This window comes from Erwinia sp. L03-1 (assembly GCF_058686115.1).
Genome location: NZ_CM178762.1, coordinates 2,906,828 through 2,931,734, shown reverse-complemented (window position 1 = coordinate 2,931,734; position 24,907 = coordinate 2,906,828). Strand labels below are relative to the sequence as shown.

At 53.8% G+C, this 24,907-nt stretch carries 14 protein-coding genes and 4 pseudogenes; 8 read left to right on the top strand and 10 right to left on the bottom strand.

Annotated features, from left to right (window positions below):
- Positions 1-115 precede the first annotated feature (115 nt).
- The 4 genes from aat to trxB all read right to left on the bottom strand — a co-directional run bounded on the left by aat (position 116) and on the right by trxB (position 5,441).
- Positions 116-808 (bottom strand): leucyl/phenylalanyl-tRNA--protein transferase, encoded by a 693-nt coding sequence (gene aat, locus AC4PCC_RS13515; protein WP_492124863.1) that lies wholly within the window; start codon positions 806-808, stop codon positions 116-118.
- Positions 809-838: 30 nt separating this feature from the next.
- A complete protein-coding gene (gene cydC / locus AC4PCC_RS13510) occupies positions 839-2,557 on the bottom strand; it encodes a heme ABC transporter ATP-binding protein/permease CydC (RefSeq protein WP_492124862.1) in 1,719 nt (572 codons plus the stop codon).
- Positions 2,554-4,323, bottom strand: coding sequence for a heme ABC transporter permease/ATP-binding protein CydD (cydD, locus tag AC4PCC_RS13505; RefSeq protein ID WP_492124861.1), 1,770 nt, complete (start codon positions 4,321-4,323; stop codon positions 2,554-2,556). The genes cydC and cydD overlap by 4 nt, the downstream gene beginning before the upstream one ends.
- Before the next feature lie 149 nt (positions 4,324-4,472).
- Complete coding sequence (trxB, locus tag AC4PCC_RS13500) at positions 4,473-5,441, bottom strand: thioredoxin-disulfide reductase (RefSeq protein WP_492124860.1); 969 nt, start codon at positions 5,439-5,441, stop codon at positions 4,473-4,475.
- 521 nt (positions 5,442-5,962) lie between these two features.
- Here trxB and lrp point away from each other — a divergent pair.
- From lrp to AC4PCC_RS13470, 6 genes are all read left to right on the top strand, one after another.
- Positions 5,963-6,457 carry a leucine-responsive transcriptional regulator Lrp gene (gene lrp / locus AC4PCC_RS13495; protein WP_006118610.1) on the top strand — a complete coding sequence of 165 codons (495 nt, stop codon included), beginning with the start codon at positions 5,963-5,965 and terminating at the stop codon, positions 6,455-6,457.
- 119 nt (positions 6,458-6,576) lie between these two features.
- Positions 6,577-10,230: a DNA translocase FtsK 4TM domain-containing protein gene (locus AC4PCC_RS13490; protein ID WP_492124859.1), complete on the top strand. Its 3,654-nt coding sequence runs from the start codon at positions 6,577-6,579 to the stop codon at positions 10,228-10,230.
- 197 nt (positions 10,231-10,427) lie between these two features.
- The gene (lolA, locus tag AC4PCC_RS13485) at positions 10,428-11,039 is read left to right on the top strand and encodes an outer membrane lipoprotein periplasmic chaperone LolA (protein ID WP_067702811.1); all 612 of its coding nucleotides are present in this window, start codon (positions 10,428-10,430) and stop codon (positions 11,037-11,039) included.
- Positions 11,040-11,046: 7 nt separating this feature from the next.
- Positions 11,047-12,390 carry a replication-associated recombination protein A gene (locus tag AC4PCC_RS13480; RefSeq protein WP_067702814.1) on the top strand — a complete coding sequence of 448 codons (1,344 nt, stop codon included), beginning with the start codon at positions 11,047-11,049 and terminating at the stop codon, positions 12,388-12,390.
- Positions 12,391-12,488: 98 nt separating this feature from the next.
- Positions 12,489-13,781: a serine--tRNA ligase gene (gene serS, locus AC4PCC_RS13475; protein WP_492124858.1), complete on the top strand. Its 1,293-nt coding sequence runs from the start codon at positions 12,489-12,491 to the stop codon at positions 13,779-13,781.
- Positions 13,782-13,955: 174 nt separating this feature from the next.
- Entirely contained in the window at positions 13,956-15,107 is a 1,152-nt protein-coding gene (locus AC4PCC_RS13470) for an MFS transporter (RefSeq protein WP_492124857.1), read from the top strand.
- 737 nt (positions 15,108-15,844) lie between these two features.
- Here the strand turns inward: AC4PCC_RS13470 and AC4PCC_RS13465 are convergent.
- Positions 15,845-16,012 (bottom strand): annotated as a pseudogene (locus tag AC4PCC_RS13465) (recombinase family protein); the annotation flags it as partial.
- 195 nt (positions 16,013-16,207) lie between these two features.
- On the opposite strand from AC4PCC_RS13465, the pseudogene AC4PCC_RS13460 reads away from it, so the two are divergent.
- Positions 16,208-16,300: pseudogene (locus AC4PCC_RS13460) on the top strand (recombinase family protein); the annotation flags it as partial.
- A 126-nt stretch (positions 16,301-16,426) separates the two neighbouring features.
- A pseudogene (locus tag AC4PCC_RS13455) lies at positions 16,427-17,869 on the top strand (T3SS effector OspC family protein).
- Between the two features lie 153 nt (positions 17,870-18,022).
- Here the strand turns inward: AC4PCC_RS13455 and AC4PCC_RS13450 are convergent.
- The 5 genes and pseudogenes from AC4PCC_RS13450 to ycaO form a co-directional block, all read right to left on the bottom strand.
- A pseudogene (locus AC4PCC_RS13450) lies at positions 18,023-18,489 on the bottom strand (hypothetical protein); the annotation flags it as partial.
- A 165-nt stretch (positions 18,490-18,654) separates the two neighbouring features.
- Entirely contained in the window at positions 18,655-19,395 is a 741-nt protein-coding gene (gene pflA / locus AC4PCC_RS13445; RefSeq protein WP_345831266.1) for a pyruvate formate lyase 1-activating protein, read from the bottom strand.
- 166 nt (positions 19,396-19,561) lie between these two features.
- Positions 19,562-21,844, bottom strand: a complete 2,283-nt coding sequence (pflB, locus tag AC4PCC_RS13440) for a formate C-acetyltransferase (protein WP_492124856.1) — start codon at positions 21,842-21,844, stop codon at positions 19,562-19,564.
- Positions 21,845-21,920: 76 nt separating this feature from the next.
- Positions 21,921-22,778, bottom strand: a complete 858-nt coding sequence (gene focA / locus AC4PCC_RS13435) for a formate transporter FocA (RefSeq protein ID WP_345831267.1) — start codon at positions 22,776-22,778, stop codon at positions 21,921-21,923.
- 357 nt (positions 22,779-23,135) lie between these two features.
- A complete protein-coding gene (ycaO, locus tag AC4PCC_RS13430; RefSeq protein ID WP_492124855.1) occupies positions 23,136-24,899 on the bottom strand; it encodes a 30S ribosomal protein S12 methylthiotransferase accessory factor YcaO in 1,764 nt (587 codons plus the stop codon).
- Positions 24,900-24,907 lie beyond the last annotated feature (8 nt).

Here is a 24,907-nt window from a genome sequence, read left to right as displayed (position 1 = left end):
CTGCCAGGCCAATCCCGGCTCGCCAGTGATGTAAGGCGAAGGGCGGACGACATACCAAACGCGCATATTATACCACTGTTCTCGCCGGTTGCGTGTAAAACATCAAGAAATAGCATCAAAAAAGGGTCTGCTGCTGCCAGCAGCCTTCAGCAAGTGAACGATCGGACAATGCTTGAACAATTTGCAGGTAGTCGGCACGGGGGATCTCCTCCGCACCCAGCGAGGCGGTATGCGGATTCAGCACCTGACAGTCAATCAGCTGGCCGCCCTGCTGTGCAAAATAGTGGCTGAAGACCAGCAGCGCGGTTTTCGACGCATTCTCACGCAGGCTGAACATTGACTCGCCGCAAAAAATCTGACCCAGCGCCAGGCCATACATGCCGCCAACCAACTCCCCGTCGAGCCAAACTTCCACCGACTGGGCGTGGCCCATCTCAAACAGACGTTGCCAGGCGCGCTTCACTTCCGGGGTGATCCAGGTGCCTTCTTCACGATCGGTGGCGCAGCCTTCGATCACCTCAGCAAACCGCTGATTCAGCGTCACCCGATAGGGCGATCGCAGGTGGAAACGCTTCATACTGCGGCTGAGGTGAAACCGTCCGGGATAGAGTACCGCGCGCGGGTCGGGTGACCACCAGAGTATCGGATCGCCAGGTGAGAACCAGGGAAAAATACCGCGATGATAAGCGTTGAGCAGGCGAGGGGGGCTAAGATCCCCGCCCATTGCCAGCAGGCCGTTGGGCTCGCGGAGGGCCATTTCAGGAGGAGGGAAGTTAAGCGACTCCCTGGAAAGCTGGATCAGACGCATGATAAAGTCTCTGTCGAACGAGAGGAGAAACTATAGCGCAATCCGCTGGTGAAAATCCCAGTAGCGTCCGCGTTTTGAGATTAATTCGTGATGATTTCCCTGCTCAGCAATGTCACCGCTGTCCATAAGACAAATTTTATCGAAATGCTCCAGCCCCTGCAATCGGTGGGTGACCATGATCAGGGTTCTGTGTTGAGCTATCTGGCGCAGCAACAGGAGAATATGCTGCTCTGTTTCCGCATCCAGTCCCTCGGTTGGCTCATCAAGCAGCATTAAGCCACCGCCGTGCAGCAATGCACGGGCGATGGCAAGGCGACGCAGCTCCCCGCCAGAAAGCGCTCTCCCTCCTTCACCCAGCCACGCGTTCAGGCCCTGATCGTCGTCGAGCAGGCCAGCCAGGCCAACCTGACGAAGCGCATCGCAGAGCCGGGCATCGGTTGCCTCAGGCGCCGCCAGCAGAAGATTGCCGCGCAGCGTGTCGCTAAACAGGTGAACACGCTGCGTGACCACGCTAATGGCGCTGCGCAGGCTCTGCTCACTCCAGGCAGAAAGCGGCTGGTCATTGAGCAGGATAGTGCCCTGCTGAGGATCCCAGGCACGGGTAAGCAGCTGAATCAGCGTCGACTTGCCACAGCCGGTACGGCCAAGCAGCGCGACATGCTCACCTTTGGCAAGAGTCAGCGACAGGTTTTGCAGCGCCTGATGCCTGCCGTCGTAGCTGAAGCTAACGTTTTGCAGCTCAAGCTGTACATGTTCGCCAACGGACGGGCCGGCAGAGGGAAACTGGACGGCCGGCCGCTGACTGACAATCTGGGTCACGCGGCGGGCAGAGGCCATTACCTGCCCCAGATGCTGGAACGCGCCGCCCACGGGCGCCAGTGCCTCGAATGCCGCCAGAGTGCAGAGGACAAACAGGGCGATGGGTGCGCCCGGCAGAGCGGACTCGCCGGCGGCCAGCCAGAATATCAGCACCAGGGTGAAACCGGTTATCAGGGTGAGCAGGGCAAGGGAGAGCCCGGAAAGACTGGCCTGACGACGCTGTGCGCGTAGCCATGCCGCTTCGGTGGTATCCAGCCTGCTGCGATACGCGGCCTCGCCGCCATAAAGCGTCAGCTCTGCCTGCCCGTTGAGCCAGCTGGTGACCTCGGTGCGATAGCGGCTGCGCAGCTGGGTCAGCGCTTCTCCGGTGGGGCGTCCGGCACGGTAAAATAGCGGCGGAAGCAGGATTAGCGTCAGCAGCATCAGGCCGCCCAGCGTCAGCGCCAGCCTCCCGTCCAGCCAGCTCAGCCCCCCCGTGACGGCGATGATAACAAAGAGTGCGCCAATAAGCGGGGAGATAACCCGCAGGTAGAGATGATCGAGGGTATCGACATCAGCAACCAGGCGATTCAGTAAATCCCCCTGGCGGAACGGAGCCAGCCCGGCGGGTGAAAGGGGGATCAGCCTGCTAAAGGTATAAACCCGCAAATGCTCAAGCACTCTGAACGTGCCATCATGACTGACCAGCCGCTCAAAGTAGCGCGCGGCCGTGCGGATGATGGCCGCGCCGCGGACCCCCGCCGCAGGCAGCATATAGTTGAAGCTGTAAAGTCCGGCGCTGCCCGCCAGGGACGAGGCGGCCAGGAACCATCCGGAGAGCGTCAGCAGGCCGACGCTGGCCAGCAGCGTGAGGATCGCCAGCACAATACCCAGCGACAGACGCCAGAAATGACGACGATAAAGCGCGAGAAAAGGGGCCAGGGTAGTCATTGAACGCGCTCCTGTCGGTGTGACGCCAGTTCCGTGAAGGCACCCGGATACTGAACAAGCTGACCATGGGTGCCGCGCTGAATAATTTTCCCTTCACGCATCAGCCAGATTTCATCCCAGCGATTCAGCTGTTCAAGCTGATGGGTGACCAGTAGCGTCGTCTGGTTAAATGACGCGTCGTAGAGCGCCTGGTTGACCTGCTGTTCACTGTGGCTATCCAGGCTGGCACCCGGCTCATCCAGCAGCATCAGGCGGCAGGGTTTATACAGCGCCCGCGCGACGGCAATGCGCTGGGCCTGGCCTACAGAGAGATGCCGGGCGTGTTCACCGGTTTCGCTCTCCAGCCCGGCGGGCAGGTGCGGAAGAAACTCATTAACCCCGGCAAGGGCGGTAACCTGACGCAGGCGATCCGGATGGTCGCTGCCGTCCATAACAATATTTTCGCGCAGCGTACGGGCAGGGAGGTGAGGGTGCTGTCCAACCCAGGCAAGCTGCTGCTGCCAGAAGCCTGGCTCGATGTCGCGCAGCTCAACGCCGTTAATCAGCAGTGACCCCTGATAGGGTAAATGACCGAGAATAAGACCCAGCAGGGAGGTTTTCCCCGCTCCGCTCTGGCCGATTATGGCAACGCGCTGGCCCGCCGCAAGGGAGAAATCCAGCGGACCCGCCAGAATCTTACCGCTGATGCTGGTAATCACTACATTTCGCGCCTCAAGAGCGATGCCCGGTGAAGGGTCAATGAAGGTTTTCCCCTGATGGGCCGGGAGGGTGCCCGCGTTGCTGAGGAAGGTTTCCAGCGCGTCAGCCCCGCCTACCGCCTGCGCTTTCGCGTGGTAGAAGGTACCCATATCCCGCAGGGGCTGAAAGAACTCGGGTGCCAGTATCAGCGCCAGAAATCCGGCAAAGAGCGTAATACCGGTGCCGTAGTGACCAAAATTAAGCTCGCCGAGGTAGGAAAAACCGAAATAAACCGCGACCACGGCGATAGAGAGCGAGGCGAAAAATTCCAGCACCGCCGAAGAGAGAAAGGCCAGGCGTAATACATCCATGGTGCGCCGGCGAAAATCGGCGGAGGCCTCACGAATCTGAGCGGTTTCGGCCGTTGCCCGATGAAACAGGCGCAGCGTTTCCAGCCCGCGCAGGCGGTCAAGGAAGTGACCGCTCAGACGAGCCAGCGCGCTAAAGTTGCGCCGGTTTGCCTCTGCCGCGCCCAGGCCCACCAGCGCCATAAACAGAGGGATAAGTGGCGCGGTAGCCAGCAGGATCAGCGCGGCGGCCCAGTTAACCGGGAACAGGGCAATCAGAATTGTGAGCGGGATAAACACCGCCAGTAACATCTGCGGCTGATAGCGGGCGTAATAATCCTGCATATCCTCGATTTGTTCCAGCAGCAACGTTGCCCAACTGCCCGCGGGTTTTCCCTGGATACAGGCCGGGCCGAGCTGATGCAGCCTGTCCAGAATGGTACGACGAAGGCGTTGTCGAATGGCTTTGCCATACTCGAAGCCAACTTTTTCACGCCCCCAGGCCAGCAGGGCGCGCAGAAAGAAGCAGACCAACAACAGCATAAAGGGGATGACCAGCGTGTCGCGTGGCTGGCCCGTCACGATCAGGGCCTGCAGCAGCGTAGCCAGCAGCCATGCCTGCCCGACCACCAGCACGGCGCTCAGCATGCCCAACAGCATGGAAAGGCGCAGCCAGCCTTTACCCTGTGCGCTCTGACTTCTTAGCCAGCGTAATAGATGTTGTTGCCTTGTTTTGTTCATGACCTGCCGGTGCGACGGGAGGAGGGCAGACCTGCACTCCATATCCCGGTAATAAACGGGGGAAATTGTCTGGGATTTTACCGTGCACAAAAAGAAAAGGCGACCTGCAAAGGTCGCCTTCCGGAAAATTGAAGCAGTGTTTTAACAACTTACTGAGAGTTTTTAACCAATCCGTCGAGATAGCGTTCTGCATCCAGCGCGGCCATACAGCCGGTTCCGGCAGAGGTGATCGCCTGACGATAGATATGGTCCATCACGTCGCCCGCAGCGAACACGCCTGGAATGCTGGTCTGGGTCGCATTACCCTGCAGGCCAGACTGGACTTTCAGATAACCATTTTCCAGTTCGAGCTGGCCGTTAAATATGGCGGTGTTTGGGCTGTGGCCGATGGCAACAAACAGTCCGGCGACCTGCAACTCTTCCGTTTTTTCAACGTCATCCGTGGCGCGCAGGCGCAGCGAGCTAACGCCCATCTGATCGCCCAACACCTCATCCAGCGTGCGATGCGTATGCAGAACGATATTGCCGGTGCGGACTTTCTCCATCAGACGGTCGATTAGGATCTTCTCTGCGCGAAAGCTGTCACGTCGATGGATCAGATGAACTTCAGCGGCGATATTCGCCAGGTAGAGTGCTTCTTCAACCGCTGTATTACCGCCGCCGATGACCGCAACTTTCTGGTTACGGTAGAAGAAACCATCACAGGTTGCACAGGCTGACACGCCGCGTCCTTTGAACGCGTCTTCTGACGGCAGGCCCAGATAGCGGGCGGAAGCGCCGGTGGCGATAATCAACGCGTCAGCCGTGTATTCACCGCTGTCGCCGGTCAGACGGAAGGGACGGTTTTGCAGGTCGACGGTATGGATATGATCGAAAATAATTTCCGTATTAAACTTTTCGGCATGTTCCTGCATGCGCTCCATCAGCAGCGGGCCGGTCAGACCGTGGGGATCGCCGGGCCAGTTTTCCACTTCAGTGGTGGTGGTCAGCTGACCGCCTTTTTCTAAACCGGTAATTAATACCGGGTTCAGGTTCGCTCGCGCAGCATACACCGCAGCGGTGTAGCCTGCCGGGCCGGAACCCAGGATAAGTAATTTACTGTGTTTGGCCGTGCTCATAAGCCCCTCTTTTTTTAACTGGCAAACTTTTTCCGATTGTAGGGAATTTAGCGCAGCAAAAAAAGCGTTCTGCAATTTTGTTAACAATAGATGTAAAAGCTTTAACCATTCAGGCTGCGCCATTATCGGGAGCACTGCCCCAAAATGGGGCACCGAAGGCCATTTTGTGGTGCAGAAAGACAGAAATATTCATTTAAAAACAGTCATGCAGTCACGCGTTTGGCATGTTGTACTGATTTTAGTTGTTTTACTTTGACAATCGGCTGGTCTTTTGCGAAAACAGTAATGGAAGCAGAGGGTATTCTGGCCGACGGAACCGGGTTTATCCCGTGTTTTAGCCGTTACCGGATAAACTCAGTCTGTCATTGGTCATGACGCATGGTGTGGACAGACAGCATGCGTCATACGGATGGGCGTTTTAAAATCGCAACAGGCGCCAGACTTCACTTAAACAACTCTGTAACAGCGGCATTGTTCAGGGTATGGCAGGTAAAGGGAAGGCATTAAGAGAGACAATAATAATGGTAGACAATAAAAAACGACCGGGTAAAGACCTCGACAGAATCGACCGCAACATTTTAAATGAACTGCAGAAAGATGGCCGAATTTCAAACGTCGAGTTGTCTAAACGCGTGGGGCTATCGCCGACGCCATGCCTTGAGCGTGTTCGTCGTCTGGAAAGGCAGGGATTTATTCTGGGCTACACCGCTCAGCTCAATCCCCACTACCTGGATGCCTCGCTGCTGGTATTTGTTGAGATTACTCTGAATCGTGGTGCGCCTGACGTATTCGAACAATTTAACGCCGCCGTACAAAAACTTGAGGAAACTCAAGAGTGTCATCTTGTTTCCGGCGATTTCGACTATCTGTTGAAAACGCGTGTGCCCGATATGTCAGCCTACCGTAAATTGCTGGGTGAAACCCTGCTACGCCTGCCGGGCGTGAACGATACGCGGACCTACGTGGTGATGGAAGAAGTGAAACAAAGTAACCGCCTGGTCATTAAGACGCGGTAACACAGGGCAGGTGCAAATTCTGTCGGATTTGGGTACACTCCTGTGAATTCATACAGGTTCAGCGTCGGGCTTGCCCGGCGTTTTTTCCTTCATAGTTTACGGGCACCTGGAGAGAACTCTTGAGCCAGGAATACACAGAAGATAAAGAAGTTTCCCTGCAACCTCTGAGCAGCGGGCGTCGCCTGCTGGAAGCGTTGCTGATTATTGTCGCTCTTTTCGCCGTCTACCTGATGGTTGCGCTGGTGAGCTTCAATCCCTCCGATCCCAGCTGGTCACAGACCGCCTGGCATGAACCTATCCATAATCTGGGCGGCGGTATTGGCGCATGGCTTGCGGATACGCTGTTCTTTATTTTCGGCGTAATGGCCTACGCCATCCCGCCGGTGATACTGGGCCTGTGCTGGATAACCTTTAGTCAGCGCCACTCTCAGGACTATATTGACTATTTTGCGGTCGGCCTGCGCTTGATTGGCGTGCTGGCGCTGGTGATCACCACCTGCGGCCTGGCAGCGCTTAACGCGGATGATATCTGGTACTTTGCCTCCGGTGGGGTCATTGGCAGCCTGATTGTCAATGCAATGGCGCCCTGGTTCAACGGCGCTACCGGCACGTTGACGCTGCTCTGCATCTGGGCAGCTGGGTTAACGCTCTATACCGGATGGTCATGGCTCACTATTGCCGAGAAAATTGGCGGCGTGGTGATGGGCGTGCTGACGTTCGCCAGCAATCGTTCTCGTGACGATCGCCGCTGGCATGAAGACGACTATGATGACGAAGACGCGGAGGAAGCGTCATCAGTCGCTGCCCACTCACCAGCCGATCGACATGACGACGTGCTGCTGGGTTCCGCTGGCCGCCAGCCATCCGGCCATGATGACGACGTGCTGCTGGGTTCTTCTGCCCGCCAGCCATCCGGCCATGACGACGACGTGCTGCTGGGTTCCGCTGCCCGTCAGCCATCCGGTCATAATGATGACGATGTGCTGCTGGCTTCTGCTGCCCGTCAGCCATCTGGCCATAATGATGACGACGCGCTGCTGGGTTCCGCTGCCCGTCAGACGTCCGTGCGAAATGATAACAATGCGCAGCTGGCTTCGACCGCAGCAGTAGCATCCGGTGCAGTAGCTGCTGCTGGGTCTACAGGCGCCGCGACCTTTGCGCCTGTAAGAGAGGGCGCGTCCTTATACGACACAGGTTCTGCCTCTGCTGCACAGGCAGAACCTGATCCAGAACTTTATCGCTTCGAGGTTCCGGCCGACACCCCAGCACCTTCAAGACCGGTAATGGATGAAGACGATGGGCCGCAGATGGGTAACTGGCGTGAGGCTTCCTCTTCTTCACCCTTTGAGTTCACGGCCTCACCTGCCGTCCAGCCCGCTGATATCGCTGCTGGCCCGGCGGCGAATAATGCTGCGCCGCTGGCTACAACGGCAGCTTCGGCGGCAGCATTTATGCCCGGCTTTAGTGCCACCAGCGAGGGTCGCAATCCGCAGGTGAAGCAGGGGATCGGACCCTCACTGCCCCGGCCAAACCCGGTTAAACTGCCCACGCGGCGTGAACTGGCTTCCTATGGCATCAAACTGCCTTCTCAGCGTATTGCCGAGGAGAAAGCGAGAGAAGAGGAGCTGCGACAGCAGCAGGTTGGGACCGACTCGCAGTATGCCGCTCCCCAGAGTGAGGAAGCGATGCAGGAGGAAGCACACCTGCGCGAAGCCTTTATGGCGCAGCAGCAGGTTCGCTATGGCGAAGAGTTGATCGGGGAGGATGAAGAGTCACAGCAGCAGGCCGCGCTGGCACGTCAGTTCAGTGAGCAGCAACAGCAGCGTTACGGTGAGGCTGCGGAACATCCGCAGTCGACCGCTAAGCTGAATACTGCTGGTGCCTTTGATTTCTCTCCGCTTGACGATCTGGTGGATGATGGCCCACGCGAGCCCCTCTTCACGCTCTCAGCCATGCCGGAGTCAGAGCAGGAACAGCCGGCGGAACAGCCCCAGTGGCAGCAGCACAGTCAGCAGCCCGCTCAGCAAACCTCGGTTCCCTCGTGGCAGACCGCTGCCCCACAGGCTGAACCTGCTGCGCCACAGCCAGCGGCCTCGGTTCCCTCGTGGCAGACCGCTGCCCCACAGGCTGAACCTGCTGCGCCACAGCCAGCGGCCACGGTTCCCTCGTGGCAGACCGCTGCGCCACAGACTGAACCTGCTGCGCCACACCCGGAGCCCGTGGCGAAAGCGCCTGACAGCCTGTTCCATCCATTTTTGGTTCGCCATGAACAGCCGCTGGAGAAACCTACCACGCCGCTGCCGACGCTGGATCTGCTCTCGGCTCCGCCCGTTGAGGCAGAGCCGGTTGATATGTTCGCTCTCGAGCAAACGGCGCGGCTGGTTGAGGCACGTCTTGCAGACTATCGCGTCAAGGCAGAAGTGGTGGGTATCTCTCCTGGTCCGGTCATTACCCGTTTCGAACTGGATCTGGCGCCGGGCGTTAAAGCGGCGCGTATCTCTAACCTCTCCCGTGACCTGGCGCGCTCGCTCTCTGCCGTTGCGGTACGCGTGGTTGAGGTGATACCGGGTAAACCTTATGTCGGCCTGGAGCTTCCTAACAAGCATCGTCAGACGGTTTACATGCGTGAGGTGCTGGAGTGCGCTAAGTTCCGCGATAACCCTTCGCCGCTGGCGGTGGTGCTCGGTAAAGATATCGCCGGCCAGCCGGTGGTCGCCGATCTGGCAAAAATGCCGCACTTGCTGGTCGCGGGTACCACCGGATCGGGTAAATCGGTTGGCGTTAACGCCATGATCATCAGCATGCTGTATAAGGCCACGCCGGAAGAAGTGCGCTTTATTATGATCGACCCGAAAATGCTGGAACTGTCGGTCTATGAAGGTATTCCTCATCTGCTGACCGAAGTGGTTACCGATATGAAGGATGCGGCTAATGCGCTGCGCTGGAGCGTTGGCGAGATGGAACGCCGCTATAAGCTTATGTCAGCGTTGGGCGTACGTAACCTGGCCGGGTATAACGAGAAAATCGAGCAGGCAGAAGCGATGGGCCGACCGATTCCCGATCCGTTCTGGAAGCCGGGAGACAGCATGGATATAACGCCGCCGGTGCTGGAAAAACTGCCCTACATCGTGGTGCTGGTCGATGAATTTGCCGATCTGATGATGGCGGTGGGTAAGAAAGTTGAAGAGCTGATTGCCCGTCTCGCCCAGAAAGCCCGTGCGGCAGGTATCCACCTGGTGCTTGCCACGCAGCGTCCGTCGGTTGATGTGATTACCGGCCTGATTAAAGCCAACATTCCGACCCGTATCGCCTTTACCGTCTCCAGCAAGATTGATTCGCGCACGATCCTCGATCAGGCGGGCGCGGAATCCCTGCTGGGTATGGGGGATATGCTCTATATGCCGCCGAACTCATCAATGCCGGTGCGCGTTCACGGCGCTTTCGTCCGCGATCAGGAAGTGCATGCGGTGGTGCAGGACTGGAAGGCGCGCGGTCGTCCTCAGTACATTGAAAGCATTACCGCCGGTGAGGAGAGTGAAAGTGGTGGTCTGGGTCTGGACGGTGAGGAGGAGCTGGATCCGCTGTTCGATCAGGCCGTGCTGTTTGTGGTTGAAAAACGCCGGGCCTCTATCTCAGGCGTCCAGCGTCAGTTCCGCATTGGCTATAACCGTGCTGCACGGATCATTGAACAGATGGAGGCACAGGGCATTGTTTCTTCTCCGGGCCATAACGGCAACCGCGAGGTGCTCTCCCCGCCGCCTCATGAAATGTAGTCGTCGTTTTTAACCTTTTTGCCGCTACAGACGGGCCAGGAAAACCTGGCCCGTTGAGTTTCCTGCAGACGCCCCCATAACACTATTATTGCCAGCGACCAGAATAATCTCCTGTTGTAATCCTCCGGCCCTGGCTACAGTTATCCACGAATGCTTCCCCGCTTATGGGATAAAAAAGTTTTAATAAGGATGCCGTAATGAAAAAACTGATGATTTCCTGCTGTGTGATGGCTGCTTTTGCATCGGCCAGCGTCTTCGCCGATGCTTCTTCTGACCTGCAGCAGCGTCTGGATAAGGTCAAAAGCTTTCACGCCAGTTTCACCCAAAAAGTGACCGATGGCAGCGGCCAGTCGGTGCAGGACGGCGAAGGTGAACTGTGGGTCAAGCGGCCAGATCTGTTTAACTGGCATATGACGGCACCGGACGAAAGCACCCTGATTTCTGACGGTAAAACCCTGTGGTTTTACAATCCGTTCGTGGAGCAGGTAAGTGCATCCTGGCTGAAAGATGCCACCAGCAACACGCCCTTTATGCTGATTGCGCGTAACCAGGGCAGTGACTGGAAGCAGTACAATATTAAGCAGCTGGGTGACAACTTTGAGCTGACGCCAAAATCTGCTGATGGCAATCTGAAACAGTTCACCATCAACGTCTCCACCAACGGTACAATCAATCAGTTCAGCGCGGTGGAGCAGGACGGTCAGCGCAGTAGCTACGCGCTTAAGAGCCAGCAAAATGGCGCAATCGCTGCCGATAAATTCCGTTTTACGCCGCCGAAAGGCGTAACGCTGGACGACCAGCGTAAGTGAGGTCAGCGTGAGCACTCTGTCTCTGGATTTCTCCCATAATGAATTTCAGCCTCTGGCCGCCCGTATGCGGCCACGTACGCTGGCTGAATATATCGGCCAGCAACATCTGCTGGCGACGGATAAGCCGCTTCCCCGCGCCATAGAGGCGGGTCATCTGCATTCAATGATCCTGTGGGGGCCGCCAGGTACGGGTAAAACGACGTTAGCCGAGATTATTGGCCATTATGGTCAGGCCGATGTCGAGCGCATCTCTGCGGTGACGTCCGGGGTCAAAGATATCCGCGAGGCGATTGAACGGGCCAGGCAGAACCGGAATGCCGGGCGACGCACGATCCTGTTTGTTGATGAGGTCCACCGCTTCAATAAAAGCCAGCAGGATGCCTTCCTGCCGCATATCGAAGACGGCACCATTACCTTTATCGGTGCCACCACCGAAAACCCCTCGTTCGAGCTGAATTCAGCGCTCCTGTCCCGTGCCAGAGTGTATCTGCTGAAATCACTCACCGATGAGGATATCGAAACGGTGCTGACCCAGGCGATGAACGACAGCGAACGCGGCTACGGCGCGGAAAATATTGAACTGCCGGAGGCAACGCGGCGCATGATTGCCGCGCTGGTGAGCGGCGATGCACGCCGTGCTCTCAATACGCTGGAGATGATGGCCGATATGGCCGAAGTCAACGCGCAGGGCAAGCGTGAGCTGACGCCAAAGCTTCTGAATGAGGTCAGCGGTGAACGCAGCGCCAGATTCGATAACAAGGGCGATCGCTATTACGACCTTATCTCGGCGCTGCACAAATCGATTCGCGGTTCCGCCCCCGATGCGGCGCTTTACTGGTACGCCAGGATCATCACCGCCGGTGGCGATCCGCTGTACGTTGCCCGTCGACTGCTGGCTATTGCGTCGGAAGATGTCGGCAACGCCGATCCGCGCGGCATGCAGGTGGCGATTTCGGCATGGGACTGTTTTACTCGCGTCGGCCCGGCAGAAGGCGAAAGGGCGATCGCGCAGGCGATCGTCTACCTGGCCTGCGCGCCAAAAAGTAATGCCGTCTACACCGCATTCAAGTCAGCGATGCGCGATGCGCGGGAAAATCCTGATTATGATGTGCCGGAACATCTGCGTAACGCCCCCACCCGACTGATGAAAGAGATGGGGCTGGGCGCGGAGTATCGCTATGCGCATGATGAACCCCATGCTTATGCGGCCGGAGAGGACTATTTTCCGGAGAAAATGGCCCACACTCGCTATTATCAGCCGACCTCTCGCGGTCTTGAAGGTAAAATTGGTGAAAAGCTCACCTGGCTTGCTGAGCAGGATCAAAATAGCCCGACAAAACGCTATCGTTGACAGTGGCGTTGCGGTAAGGTTAGCAAGGAATTCAACGCATTCGCTGATCGAATGCGTCCCGCTTTTATTCACTCAATCATATTAAGCACAGGACTAGCATGCTCGATCCCAATCTGCTGCGTAATGAGCCAGACGCAGTCGCTGAAAAACTGGCACGTCGGGGCTTTAAGCTGGACGTTGATACGTTACGCGCTCACGAAGAGCGTCGTAAAGTTTTGCAGGTCGAAACAGAAACGTTGCAGGCAGAACGTAACTCCCGATCCAAAACGATCGGCCAGGCCAAAGCGCGTGGGGAAGATATTGAGCCGTTGCGTCAGGAAGTGAACGCACTGGGTGAACGTCTTGACGCCGCGAAAGCTGAACTAGAGACGCTGCAGAACGCGATTCGCGACGTTGCGCTGGCGATGCCGAATATACCGGCTGATGAAGTGCCTGACGGTAAAGACGACAGTGAGAATCTGGAAGTCAGCCGCTGGGGAGAGCCTGCAAACCTGGCCTTTACCGTGCGCGATCACGTTGAACTGGGTGAAATGGCGGGTGGTCTGGATTTTGCCGTTGCGACTAAGCTAACCGGTTCGCGCTTTGTGGTGATGAAAGGGCAGATAGCCCTTATGCATCGTGCGCTCAGCCAGTTTATGCTGGATCTGCATACCGAGCAGCACGGCTACCTTGAAACCTACGTACCCTACCTGGTGAATCACGCATCGCTGTACGGGACGGGTCAGCTGCCCAAGTTCGGTGAGGATCTGTTCCATACCCGGCCGCTGGAAGAAGAGGCCTCCAGCAGCGACTACGCATTAATTCCAACCTCGGAAGTTCCGCTGACCAATCTGGTTCGCGATGAAATTCTGGAAGAGGAGTCGCTGCCGCTGAAGTTTACGGCCCATACGCCTTGTTTCCGTTCTGAAGCGGGCGCTTACGGTCGTGACACGCGCGGGCTGATCCGTATGCATCAGTTCGACAAAGTGGAGATGGTCCAGATCACGCGTCCGGAAGACTCCATGCAGGCGCTTGAGGAGCTGGTCGGTCACGCCGAGAAAGTCCTTCAGCAGCTTGAGCTGCCGTATCGTAAGGTGCTGCTGTGTACCGGTGATATGGGCTTTGGTGCCTGTAAGACCTACGATTTGGAAGTGTGGCTTCCGGCGCAGAATACCTATCGTGAAATCTCTTCCTGCTCCAACATGGGTGATTTCCAGGCGCGTCGCATGCAGGCCCGCTGCCGCACCAAAACGGAGAAGAAGCCACGTCTGGTGCATACCCTGAATGGTTCAGGTCTGGCCGTTGGGCGTACGCTGGTGGCGGTGCTGGAAAACTATCAGCAGGCCGATGGCACTATCAGGGTTCCTGACGTGCTGCGCCCTTATATGAAGGGCCTGACCTCAATCGGCTAACAGGATTAGCCTTGTTTAAAAGCCCGCTGGCAGCGATGCCCGCGGGCTTTTTTATTGGTGGTTTGAGGCGTCCGCTGGCAAATCGTGCTGAGCGTGATTTAAGCCCATTGACATTAATTATGCCGGTGGCATTATGCGCGCAAAATCTCCCATATTTCTGGTTATTAACTGACAATGTCCACCTGGTCCCGCCCTGTCATTGTGCTGCTTTGCGGCCTGCTTTTGATGACCATTGCCATCGCCGTACTGAATACGCTGGTGCCGCTGTGGCTCACGCATGATGCCTTAACGACCTGGCAGGTAGGCGTGGTCAGTTCGGCCTACTACACCGGTAACCTGGCGGGCACGCTAATTGCAGGGATAATCATTAAGCGGCTGGGATTCAACCGCAGCTACTATCTGGCTTCGGTGCTGTTCGCCATGGCAACGGCGGCGCTGGGGCTGGAGAGTGGCTTCTGGGCCTGGACGCTTTGGCGCTTCGTCGCCGGGATAGGCTGTGCCCTGATCTGGGTGGTGGTGGAGAGCGCATTGCTGTGCAGCGGTACCCTGCGCAATCGCGGCCAGCTGCTGGCCGCCTATATGATCGTTTATTATATTGGCACCGTTGTCGGACAGCTGGTGGTCAGCAAGGGAGGCACGGCGCTGCTAACGGTTCTCCCCTGGGTCACCGCCCTGGTAATTTCTGCCATGCTGCCGCTGGTATTTACCCGCATCACGGCGAAAGGGGATGATGAAGAGGCCGCTCCCGGACGTATGTGGCCGATGCTGCGTCGTCGCAGCGCGCGTCTCGGCATCAATGGCTGCATCATCTCCGGGATCCTTCTCGGTTCGCTTTATGGCCTGATGCCGCTCTATCTTTCGCATCAGGGTATGAGCGATGCTACGGTCGGGTACTGGATGGCGCTGCTGGTCAGCGCCGGAATTGTCGGGCAGTGGCCGGTGGGCCGCCTGGCCGATCGCTATGGTCGCCTGCTGGTGCTGCGTGTGCAGGTATTCGTGGTGATCCTTGGCGCGCTGGCGATGATGAGCCACGCCGCAATGGCGCCGGCCCTGTTTATCCTCGGATGCGCCGGGTTCACCCTTTATCCGGTCGCCATGTCATGGGCCTGTGAGACCGTGGCGCATCATGAACTGGTGGCGATGAATCAGGCGCTGCTGCTGAGTTATACCACTGGCAGCCTGCTCGGCCCGGCAATGACCTCGGTGCTGATGCAAAACTATTCGGATCGCGTACTCTTCGTGATGATTGCAGCCGTAGCCCTGGTCTATCTGGTCATGCTACTGCGTAAAGAAGACAAGCAGGCTACGCCGGTGGCGCATGCCTGAGAAGGGCAGATAACAGAGAGGCCGCAGGCTGACTGTTCGTTCATGGTTAGAAATTTCAATCGCTTCTTTTGAGAGTATCTGACCATGGATATCAGCACGAACCATCCGCTGATGGCGCGGCCATGTGTTAGTTTATGTGTACAAATGCCTTTTTAATTGTATTTTAACCTTAAATCCATTTTTCAGGCACACTGATCCAGCATTCGTAGCCATCGCTTTTTCTCCATACCCCGTAGCCTTTCCAACAGCGATTCCATCGCATGCGCACAGGCCTGGGTGCCGGCTAAGGGGGCTGAAGCCCATCCGTACGATAACGTACGCTAAGTGCGTTTTCATACAATCACGCATTCTGGTTTCACACAATTATAACCGTCACAGTGGCCATTCATCCGTTTCTTCTGCTTGCCCTGCTCATAAAGACCAGCTTCAACTGGTTTATCACGCATTCCTTGCCCCAACATATCAGGATATGCTACACAAAATTTTTGCTATGAGTCTCAACTAACCCATTAGTGAGCCATGAATTTCCATCCATCAGCAAGCCATGTAATAATAGTAAAAGAGGACCATTCTATTTTGTTATATAATATAAATGACCATTTTTTCCATTCGTATTCATATAATACTTTCAATAAAAAAATTTAATTAACAGGTCTAATTCCGGTTGAGAAGTTTTATTCCGTCAGAACGCAGTTGACCATCAGGGGATCTACGTCTGTACAGCGTTCGCCGGGTCATAGTGCTTTCAGACAGGCTACTAGCCCAGGGTGATCTTCGCGTTTGCCTGATGCCCGGTCCTCATAAAGATGAGCAACCATAACACCAGCGGCAATCAGCGCATCACGCTGTAAATTATCCGACTGCGAACCATCTGTTTTTGACACTCGCATATATCCTGTTAACATTTTGCACCTGTCACCTGTCACCTGTCACCTGTCACCTGTCACCTGTCACCTATACGGTCGTTTTCTTTACTTCTGTTTTCCGCTTTGTGCTTAAACAGAACGACTGAAGAGCGTTTGTTAATATACCGGGTAAGTTAAACGATGTTAACATCGAGGTCACAGTAACGAGTATATTGACAATATGTGGGTGAAATCATGTTAATCGGATATGCCAGGATCTCAACCGATGACCAGAACCTGAATTCGCAGAGGGATGCACTTCAGTTGTCAGGATGCGGAAAAAATTTTTTTAAGACCCAGGCTATTATAAGAATAATTCATTAGTGATTTACATTTGAAAAAATAAGGCCTGTCATTATAGGCTGCCACGATAATTTCAGTCAAAATGAATATGTATACAAGGAGAAATTAGTTATGAAGTTAACACATTCATTAGTAAATGATCAGCAAAATAATTTTGCTTGCCTTCCGCCAGATAGAGAAACTGCAAAGGGAATAAGTAACACCATGAAATATTGTATTTCTATACAAAACTCTCCGGATACAATTTTTAAGAGTAGTGATTTAAAGAACAGAAGTGCAGATGTAATAAAAGCGTTTTTTAAGAAAGTAGTGGCCGCTCAGAGCTATCATAGAATGTTTTCTAAAGGTTCTAACTTCAGAGAATTAGGCATCGCTCTGACAGATTCATCAGCACGGAAAGCTTCATTACACTCACTACAGCATCTTAATAATGTATCAAAAAATTATTTAACTAAAATAAAAGAAAAAATCCAAAATATGACCGCGCAGGAAAAGGTTTTGCTAAGTAAAGTGGTAGATGCCAAAATCCATTTCAGACATCAAAGTAATTCAAATTTGGTAGATTCCGCTGGAATACTTAACATTATGTCGTTGAATAAGTTGCAATCTAGTGAGATTAGCACTGCAAAAAATACCTACCCAGAAGATATAAAATGTTTAAGTAATCATGATTTTGTTTTTTTTGGCGTCGAATTTTCTGGCGATAAAGCTCAACTCCCTCTCAATACCCGCCATTCAACTGTAGATTTTGGAGCCAATGCTTATATAGTTGATGAACAGTTTTCTCATGGGTATCTGACGTTGACTGATCATTTTAATAACAGAATACCACCGGCATTTATGCACGAACATAAGAAATTCATAGGTCAATTCTCTGAGGTAAGAAGTGAAATTGACCGTAATGTTCATGGGGAAAAAGGTATAAAAGATGTTCCTATCTTTAATACTAAAGACATGAGGCTTGGACTGGGGTTACACCTCATAGATTTCCTTAGAAACAGCAATGATACAGAGTTTAAAAAATTTGCTATGAATAAAAACCTGGATAGCGAAAATTTAGATAAAATTCTGAACTTTGTATTTCAACCAGAGTTTCATGTCCCGAGAATGGTTAGCACTGATACTTTTAAAGAAGTAAAGTTACGAGAATTAAGTGCAGAGGATGCGGTTAAAGTATCTAATTTTGAAGCTCTTTCAGTACATATTAGAAACAAGGATGAAGCATGTAAAGTTATGAGGCTTGCTATAGAACACTCTAAAAAAGATGTTGTCGATTTGTTATTATCAAAATTCAGATTCACTGGAAGGGATTTAATTAAAATTTCAAATTTTCTTTATGATATCTAGTTTTTACTAAGCGGTCACTCTGCGGATGAGAAAATTCTGAAAGATTTTTTGGATCCTGGGCTAGTAGAACCGAATAAGGCATTCAGGAAAGTTAATTCTGCTGATGCAATGTTAGATAATGCGATAAAATACAATAAGAAAGAAATGATTGGTATATTACTTGAGTGGGGCGCTATTCGTGGAGAGGAAATTAATAACTACAAGTAAGTAAAATGTAAGCGGGAACATATACAAAGGCTGGTAATTGTTTATCAAGTGAGACATACCAGCCTAAGTGGGCTTGCAACTTAGTAATCCTAATACTATGAAAAAATGCATTTTTATTAGTATTGATTTGTGATGGCAGATTAAATGCCGCACTTAGCAAACATTTGCGTACGGTTGGGCCTCAGACCCCGCTAAACGCAGCCTGTCCCTGCACAAAAAACATTGGTACGAATTAGTACCAATAAACGCTTTCATCAGCCCCGTTAATCCCGGACGTTTGGGTATCTCCCGCCCAGTCACCGACAGCGTTTCGGAGATCTTTGGAACAGCTTCCCCCGTTTGCGGTTAGCCAGAAAATCGGAGTAATGTACCATCTTAAAATGGCGTGCCGGAACGTGGCTGAAAAAACGTCCGATCATCTCTTCCTGGCGCAGCGGAACAATCTGTTTGGTAGTGGCCAGTTGTTGTTAAAGAAGGGCCACAGCAGGTATGGTAAAGATGATGTGCTGCTGCTCAGCAATCCACTGCTCCAATGATTTCATGCCGCAGGCACTGTGCAGGCCTTTATATTTACAGCTCTGGCAGTAGACACGGGAGTGGGCACAGTCCGGTGAAGAGCAGTTTGGCGGGTCGCGGTATATAGATGGGGCAAAGTATAAGACGGAGCAGAAGTCATGATAACCCCCGAAGCTGCGCCGCTCACGCCGAAGGCGTACTATGTTCAAAACGGCGGCAAAGCCTTGCGGCCATAACAAACAGCCGTTCGGCCCAACCGGCTTTTTCTGTCAGTACATGACCTTGTGGCCGTAGCCTTCAAGTATATGTTTTACACGGTCCATGGTCTCTGCTTTCGGTGGATGAACGCCATCAAGCTTATACTCTTCACCCATCGCAACCCATTTATGCTTGCCCAGTTCGTGATAGGGCAGCAGCTCAATCTTCTCCACGTTACCCATGTCGCGGGTAAATTCACCCAGGCGGTGTGCAGAGTCATCATCATCCGAATAGCCGGGCACCACCACGTAGCGGATCCAGGTGCGGATTTTCTTCTTCGCGAGGTAGCGGGCAAAATCAAGCGTGCGGTGGTTGGACACACCCACGAGGATCTGGTGCACGTCATCGTTCATCTGCTTCAGATCCAGCATCACCAGATCGGTGACCTCCAGCAGCTCATCAATGACCGGATCGTAGCGGCGAACGAAACCGTTGGTATCCAGACAGGTATTAATCCCTTCAGCATGGCAGGCGCGAAACCAGTCGCGCACAAACTCCGCCTGCAATATCGCTTCTCCGCCCGATGCGGTTACGCCGCCGCCGGAGGCATTCATAAAGTGGCGATAGGACACCACATCCTTCATCAGCTCTTCAACGGTTATCTCTTTACCACCGTGCGTATCCCAGGTATCGCGGTTGTGGCAATAGAGGCAGCGCATCAGGCAGCCCTGAAAGAAGGTGATAAAGCGGATGCCGGGGCCGTCGACGGTCCCGCAGGATTCAAATGAATGGATGCGACCTTTTACTGACATTGCGATGAATTCTCCACGTTAGTCCCGCGCGGTGGCGGGCCGCAGTCTGTAAGCTGCGTTAAGTCTGTTTTGCCCGCAGCCCGAAAGGGTGTGAACCTGAAGACGGCTGGCAAAGAAGACTGGAAAAGGCTCCACCGATGTGGAGCCTTTGTTATCAGCGTAAACGTTACAAAGATTTAGTAAAGGTACGCGTAATCACATCCTGCTGCTGCTCTTTGGTCAGCGAGTTGAAACGTACCGCGTAACCTGAAACACGGATGGTCAGCTGTGGATATTTCTCCGGGTTGTCCATCGCATCCAGCAGCATTTCACGGTTCATCACGTTAACGTTAAGATGCTGGCCGCCTTCAATGCTGGCTTCATGGTGGAAATACCCGTCCATCAATCCGGCAAGGTTGGCTTTACGTACGTCATCATCTTTGCCCAGTGCGTTAGGCACAATGGAGAAGGTATAAGAGATACCATCTTTCGCATAGGCAAACGGGAGCTTCGCCACCGAGGTCAGGGAGGCAACGGCACCTTTCTGATCGCGACCGTGCATTGGGTTAGCGCCGGGTCCAAACGGTGCGCCTGAGCGACGACCATCCGGGGTATTACCGGTTTTTTTGCCGTAAACCACGTTAGAGGTGATGGTCAGCACGGACTGAGTGGGCACCGCATCGCGATAGGTGTGCAGCTTCTGAATTTTCTTCATAAAGCGCTCAACCAGGTCACAGGCGATATCATCGACGCGGGAGTCATTGTTACCGAACTGCGGGTATTCACCTTCAATTTTGAAGTCGACCGCCAGGCCGTCTTCATCACGAATGGTGGAGACTTTCGCATATTTAATGGCGGAGAGTGAGTCAGCCGCCACCGACAGACCCGCGATACCACAGGCCATAGTCCGGTAGACATCACGATCGTGCAGCGCCATCAGCGAGGCTTCATAGCTGTATTTGTCGTGCATGTAGTGAATCACATTCAGTGCGGTCACGTACTGTTTAGCCAGCCAGTCCATAAAGTGATCCATCCGGGCCATCACTTTATCGTAGTCCAGCACCTCATCCATCATCGGGGCTTCTTTTGGACCGACCTGCATTTTCATTTTTTCGTCCATGCCGCCGTTAATCGCGTACAGCATGGTTTTTGCCAGGTTAGCGCGGGCGCCAAAGAACTGCATCTGTTTACCGACGATCATTGGGCTCACGCAGCAGGCGATAGCATAATCATCGTTGTTGAAATCAGGACGCATCAGGTCGTCGTTTTCGTACTGAACTGACGACGTGTCGATTGAGACTTTCGCCGCATATTTTTTGAAGTTAAGCGGCAGCTTCTCAGACCACAGAATGGTCATGTTCGGTTCTGGAGATGGCCCCATGGTGTAGAGCGTATTCAGGAAGCGGAAGCTGTTTTTGGTCACCAGGGTGCGACCATCCACGCCCATACCGGCCAGCGACTCCGTTGCCCAAATTGGATCACCTGAGAACAGCTCATCGTATTCTGGGGTACGCAGGAAGCGCACCATACGCAGCTTCATGACCAGGTGGTCGATCAGCTCCTGTGCATCCTGCTCGGTGATTTTACCGGCCTGCAGATCGCGTTCGATGTAAATATCCAGGAAGGTGGATACGCGACCAAAGGACATCGCTGCGCCATTTTGCGACTTCACCGCCGCCAGGTAGCCGAAGTAGGTCCACTGTACGGCTTCCTGTGCGTTGGTTGCAGGGCCGGAGATATCGCAGCCGTACTTAGCCGCCATCTCTTTAATATGCTGTAGCGCCTGATGCTGGTCAGCAATCTCTTCACGCAGGCGGATAGTGGCTTCAAGATTGACGCCGTTTTCCAAATCGCTTTGCAGCGAGGTAAACTGAGCAAACTTGTCCTTCATCAGCATATCAATGCCGTACAGCGCCACGCGGCGGTAGTCACCAATGATGCGGCCACGTCCGTAGGCATCGGGCAGACCCGTCAGTACGCCAGATTTACGGCAGCGCAGAATGTCAGGGGTATAAACATCAAATACGCCCTGGTTGTGGGTTTTACGGTACTCGGTAAAGACTTTTTTCAGGCCCGGATCCAGTTCACGGCCGTAAACTTTACAGGAACCCTCAACCATTTTGATGCCGCCGAACGGAATAAGTGCGCGTTTCAGCGGAGCTTCAGTTTGTAAACCAACAATTTTCTCGAGCTTTTTATTAATGTAGCCCGCGTCATGTGAGGTAATGGTAGAGGCCAGGTCGGTATCAAAATCTACCGGCGCATGGGTACGGTTTTCCAGCTTAATGCCTTCCATGACCTTGTCCCACAGGGCAGTAGTGGCTTCAGAGGCACCGCTCAGAAAAGATTCGTCACCCTCATAAGGCGTGTAGTTTTTCTGGATGAAGTCACGAACGTTAACGCTGTTCTGCCATTCACCTTCTGCAAAGCTCGCCCAGGCTGCGGCCTGTTTTTCATTGTGTGTGCTCATTTGATACCTACCTTAATTACGTTGAGTTCTTCCGTCCCGCCAGCCCTGGCCGCGGGAGCTAAATGAATGTCGGCGATCAGTGATGGTCGCCATCTCGCAGATAGATGACCCAGTATGTCAGGCCTACCAGCAAACCGCCGCCGATAATGTTGCCGAGAGTGACCGGGATCAGGTTATCAGTAATAAAGTCTTTAACGGTGAGGTGCGAAAACTGGGCCGCCGTTGCGCCCGTTGCATGCCAAAATTCAGGAGAGGCGAAATCCCTGATAACGATAGCCATTGGGATCAGGAACATATTCGCGATGCTGTGTTCAAAACCGCTGGCAACAAACATCGCGACGGGCAGCACCATCGCCAGCATTTTATCGGTCAGCGTACGGCCCGAGTAGCTCATCCATACCGCCATGCAGACCATCAGATTCGCCAGGGTGCCAAGACAGACGGCCTCGATAAACGTATGGTGCATTTTGTGGTCGGCCGTTTGCAGAACATTCAGGCCCCACGCCCCGTTGGCCGCCATATGCTGGCCCGCGAACCAGATCAGTCCGACAAAGAAAGCGGCGCCAAAAAAGTTACCGATATAAACATTAATCCAGTTACGCGCCAGCTGCCCCCAGGTGATGCGGCCGCTGGCCTTAGCCACCATGGTCAGCACCGTAGAGGTGAAGAGATCGGCACCGCAGACAACAACCAGCATCAGTCCCAGTGAAAAGCAGATACCGCCTACCAGCTTCGTCATGCCCCACGGAAGGGCCTCGGCACCGGTCGTAGCCGTAATGTAAAAAACAAAGGCGATTGAAATAAATACGCCAGCGGTAATCGCCAGAAAAAAAGTGGTGAAGGGGTGTTTGGATGCTTTATAGACACCGGCTTCCTCGGCAACTTTTGCCATTTCAGACGGTAGAAGTAGGTCGAACGGGTTGCCAGCTTTCACACTAACGTCTCCCAAAATTAGTCAGCGATGAAATAGTAACAAAGCCCAGGCAGTAAGAAATTGACCTGGATCATGCCGCACCCTGTGCGATCGGGCTTAAAGCCCTGTTTTTAATGATGTTATTCGCATTAAGCTACTGAATTATATGAAATAAAACTTTTTTAATTGGCTAAAATAAAGTTGAAAGTAGCACGTTTTGTCTCTTTTACTGCGGGCTATTCACAAGGATATTTATTTAACGAGAGGAGGATACGGCTGAGAGGAGAGGCACGGTAAAATCGGAATTAATTGGGCAGCAGCTACGCCATTTGCTGCTGCCCTTTGGCTACGTCAGAATTATCGCCGAAACGTCAGGCGTTAGTTCTGCTGCCACCAGGTGCGCTTAGCACGCTGTAGCTTTTCATATGCGGCGAGCAGGGACTGGTGGGCCGGGAAGGCCAGCAGATCCTCATCAACGCTCTGAAGGCCATAGAAAGGGGCTTCTCCGCTAATGGCGGCGGAGGCGGCCTCTACGGTGTCCTGTCCATACATGCGAACAAATGCCGTATGATACTGGAGCGGATCGCGTTCATCTTCCTGACTGAGCAACAGCAGCGTTTGCAGGCAGCGGTAATAGTTCGCGCGGGCAGGAGAGAAGGTCGAACCATTAAAATCGGTGGTCCACTCGGTCCAGATCAGCGCCTGATCGAGATCGCCACCGGCAAGCGCCAGCATCGCTTTCAGTTCACCAATACGCAGGGTATACCAGCCGTTGTCCTTCCCGGTTGCCAGACCCAGCAGTTCGCGCACGCGGGTAAAATCATCGTGACCATCCTCGTCCAGACGCTCGATCAGGGCCAGATAGTCCTCTTTTTCCCACTGGCTTGCCGGCAGGGAAAGCAGCGTGCCGCGCAGCGGAGCGCCCATGCTGTTATTTGCCAGCAGCAGATCTTCGGCGGGATAAATATCAGACATGCCCGGCACAATGATGCGGCAGGCGTAAACATCAAGATGCTGATAATCGGCGATATAAACTTCTTTATCTTCCGCTTTGAAGATTGCCATCAGCGTGGCGAACTCTTCCTGAGTGGAACCCTCAAAATGCCAGTCGACAAAGGGATAATCCGCATCGTCTTTAAACAGGTCCCATGAAATCAACCCACTGGAGTCGATAAAATGCGTTTCCAGATTGGTGTGTTCAGCCACTTCTTCGTCATCAAAGGTTGGTGGCGTAAAGACATCAAGATCCTTCAGGCTGCGACCCTGTAGCAGTTCGGTAACCGTACGCTCCAGCGCCACGCCAAAGTCAGGGTGCGCGCCAAACGAGGCAAAGCAGGTGCCGTTTTGTGGATTAAACAGCACCACGCAGATAACCGGATAGTTGCCGCCAAGAGAGGCGTCATAAGAGAAAATAGGGAACCCTTCTGCCTCCAGCTTTTCAATGGATGCCACAACGCCCGGATAGCGGCTGAGCACGTCTTCGGGAATGGCAGGCAGGCTGATTGACTCGGCGATAATGCGGTTTTTCACATAGCGTTCAAAAACCTCCGAGAGACCCTGCACGCGAGCTTCATCAGGCGTATTCCCTGCCGACATCCCGTTAGAGACGTACAGGTTGCCGATAATATTCATCGGAATGTAGACCGTTTTCTGGTCTGACTGACGGGTAAAGGGCAGGGCACAGATACCGCGTTCGGCATTACCGGATTGCAGATCGATCAGATCGCTGGCGGCTACGTCATTTTCCGGATCGTAGAACGCTTTCAGACGCGGGTCGAGAATGCCTTCCGGCAGCGCGTCATCGTCGGTCAGAGGAAACCATCTTTCATTGGGATAGTGCACAAAATCGCCCTGAGCAATTTTATTACCCAGCCAGAAATCGGCAAAAAAGTAGTTGGTCGACAAACGCTCGAAATACTCTCCCAGCGCAGAGGCCAGCGCCGCTTTCTTCGTGGCACCTTTACCGTTGGTAAAGCATAGCGGGCAGTCGCGGTCGCGAATATGGACGGACCAGACGTTCGGCACCGGATTCAGCCATGAAGCTTCTTCAATATTGAAGCCCAGGTCCTGCAGTTTTAGCTGAAAGCGCGCGATGGAATCTTCCAGCGCGGCGTCTTTGCCTGGAATAAATGTTTGCGTCATAGTCCCAC

Bases quoted from the DNA above. Each gene is read 5' to 3' on its own strand.
- aat (WP_492124863.1), bottom strand. From the start codon at position 808: ATGCGTCTGATCCAGCTTTCCAGGGAGTCGCTTAACTTCCCTCCTCCT.
- cydC (WP_492124862.1), bottom strand. From the start codon at position 2,557: ATGACTACCCTGGCCCCTTTTCTCGCGCTTTATCGTCGTCATTTCTGG.
- cydD (WP_492124861.1), bottom strand. From the start codon at position 4,323: ATGAACAAAACAAGGCAACAACATCTATTACGCTGGCTAAGAAGTCAG.
- trxB (WP_492124860.1), bottom strand. From the start codon at position 5,441: ATGAGCACGGCCAAACACAGTAAATTACTTATCCTGGGTTCCGGCCCG.
- lrp (WP_006118610.1), top strand. From the start codon at position 5,963: ATGGTAGACAATAAAAAACGACCGGGTAAAGACCTCGACAGAATCGAC.
- lolA (WP_067702811.1), top strand. From the start codon at position 10,428: ATGAAAAAACTGATGATTTCCTGCTGTGTGATGGCTGCTTTTGCATCG.
- serS (WP_492124858.1), top strand. From the start codon at position 12,489: ATGCTCGATCCCAATCTGCTGCGTAATGAGCCAGACGCAGTCGCTGAA.
- AC4PCC_RS13470 (WP_492124857.1), top strand. From the start codon at position 13,956: ATGTCCACCTGGTCCCGCCCTGTCATTGTGCTGCTTTGCGGCCTGCTT.
- pflA (WP_345831266.1), bottom strand. From the start codon at position 19,395: ATGTCAGTAAAAGGTCGCATCCATTCATTTGAATCCTGCGGGACCGTC.
- pflB (WP_492124856.1), bottom strand. From the start codon at position 21,844: ATGAGCACACACAATGAAAAACAGGCCGCAGCCTGGGCGAGCTTTGCA.
- ycaO (WP_492124855.1), bottom strand. From the start codon at position 24,899: ATGACGCAAACATTTATTCCAGGCAAAGACGCCGCGCTGGAAGATTCC.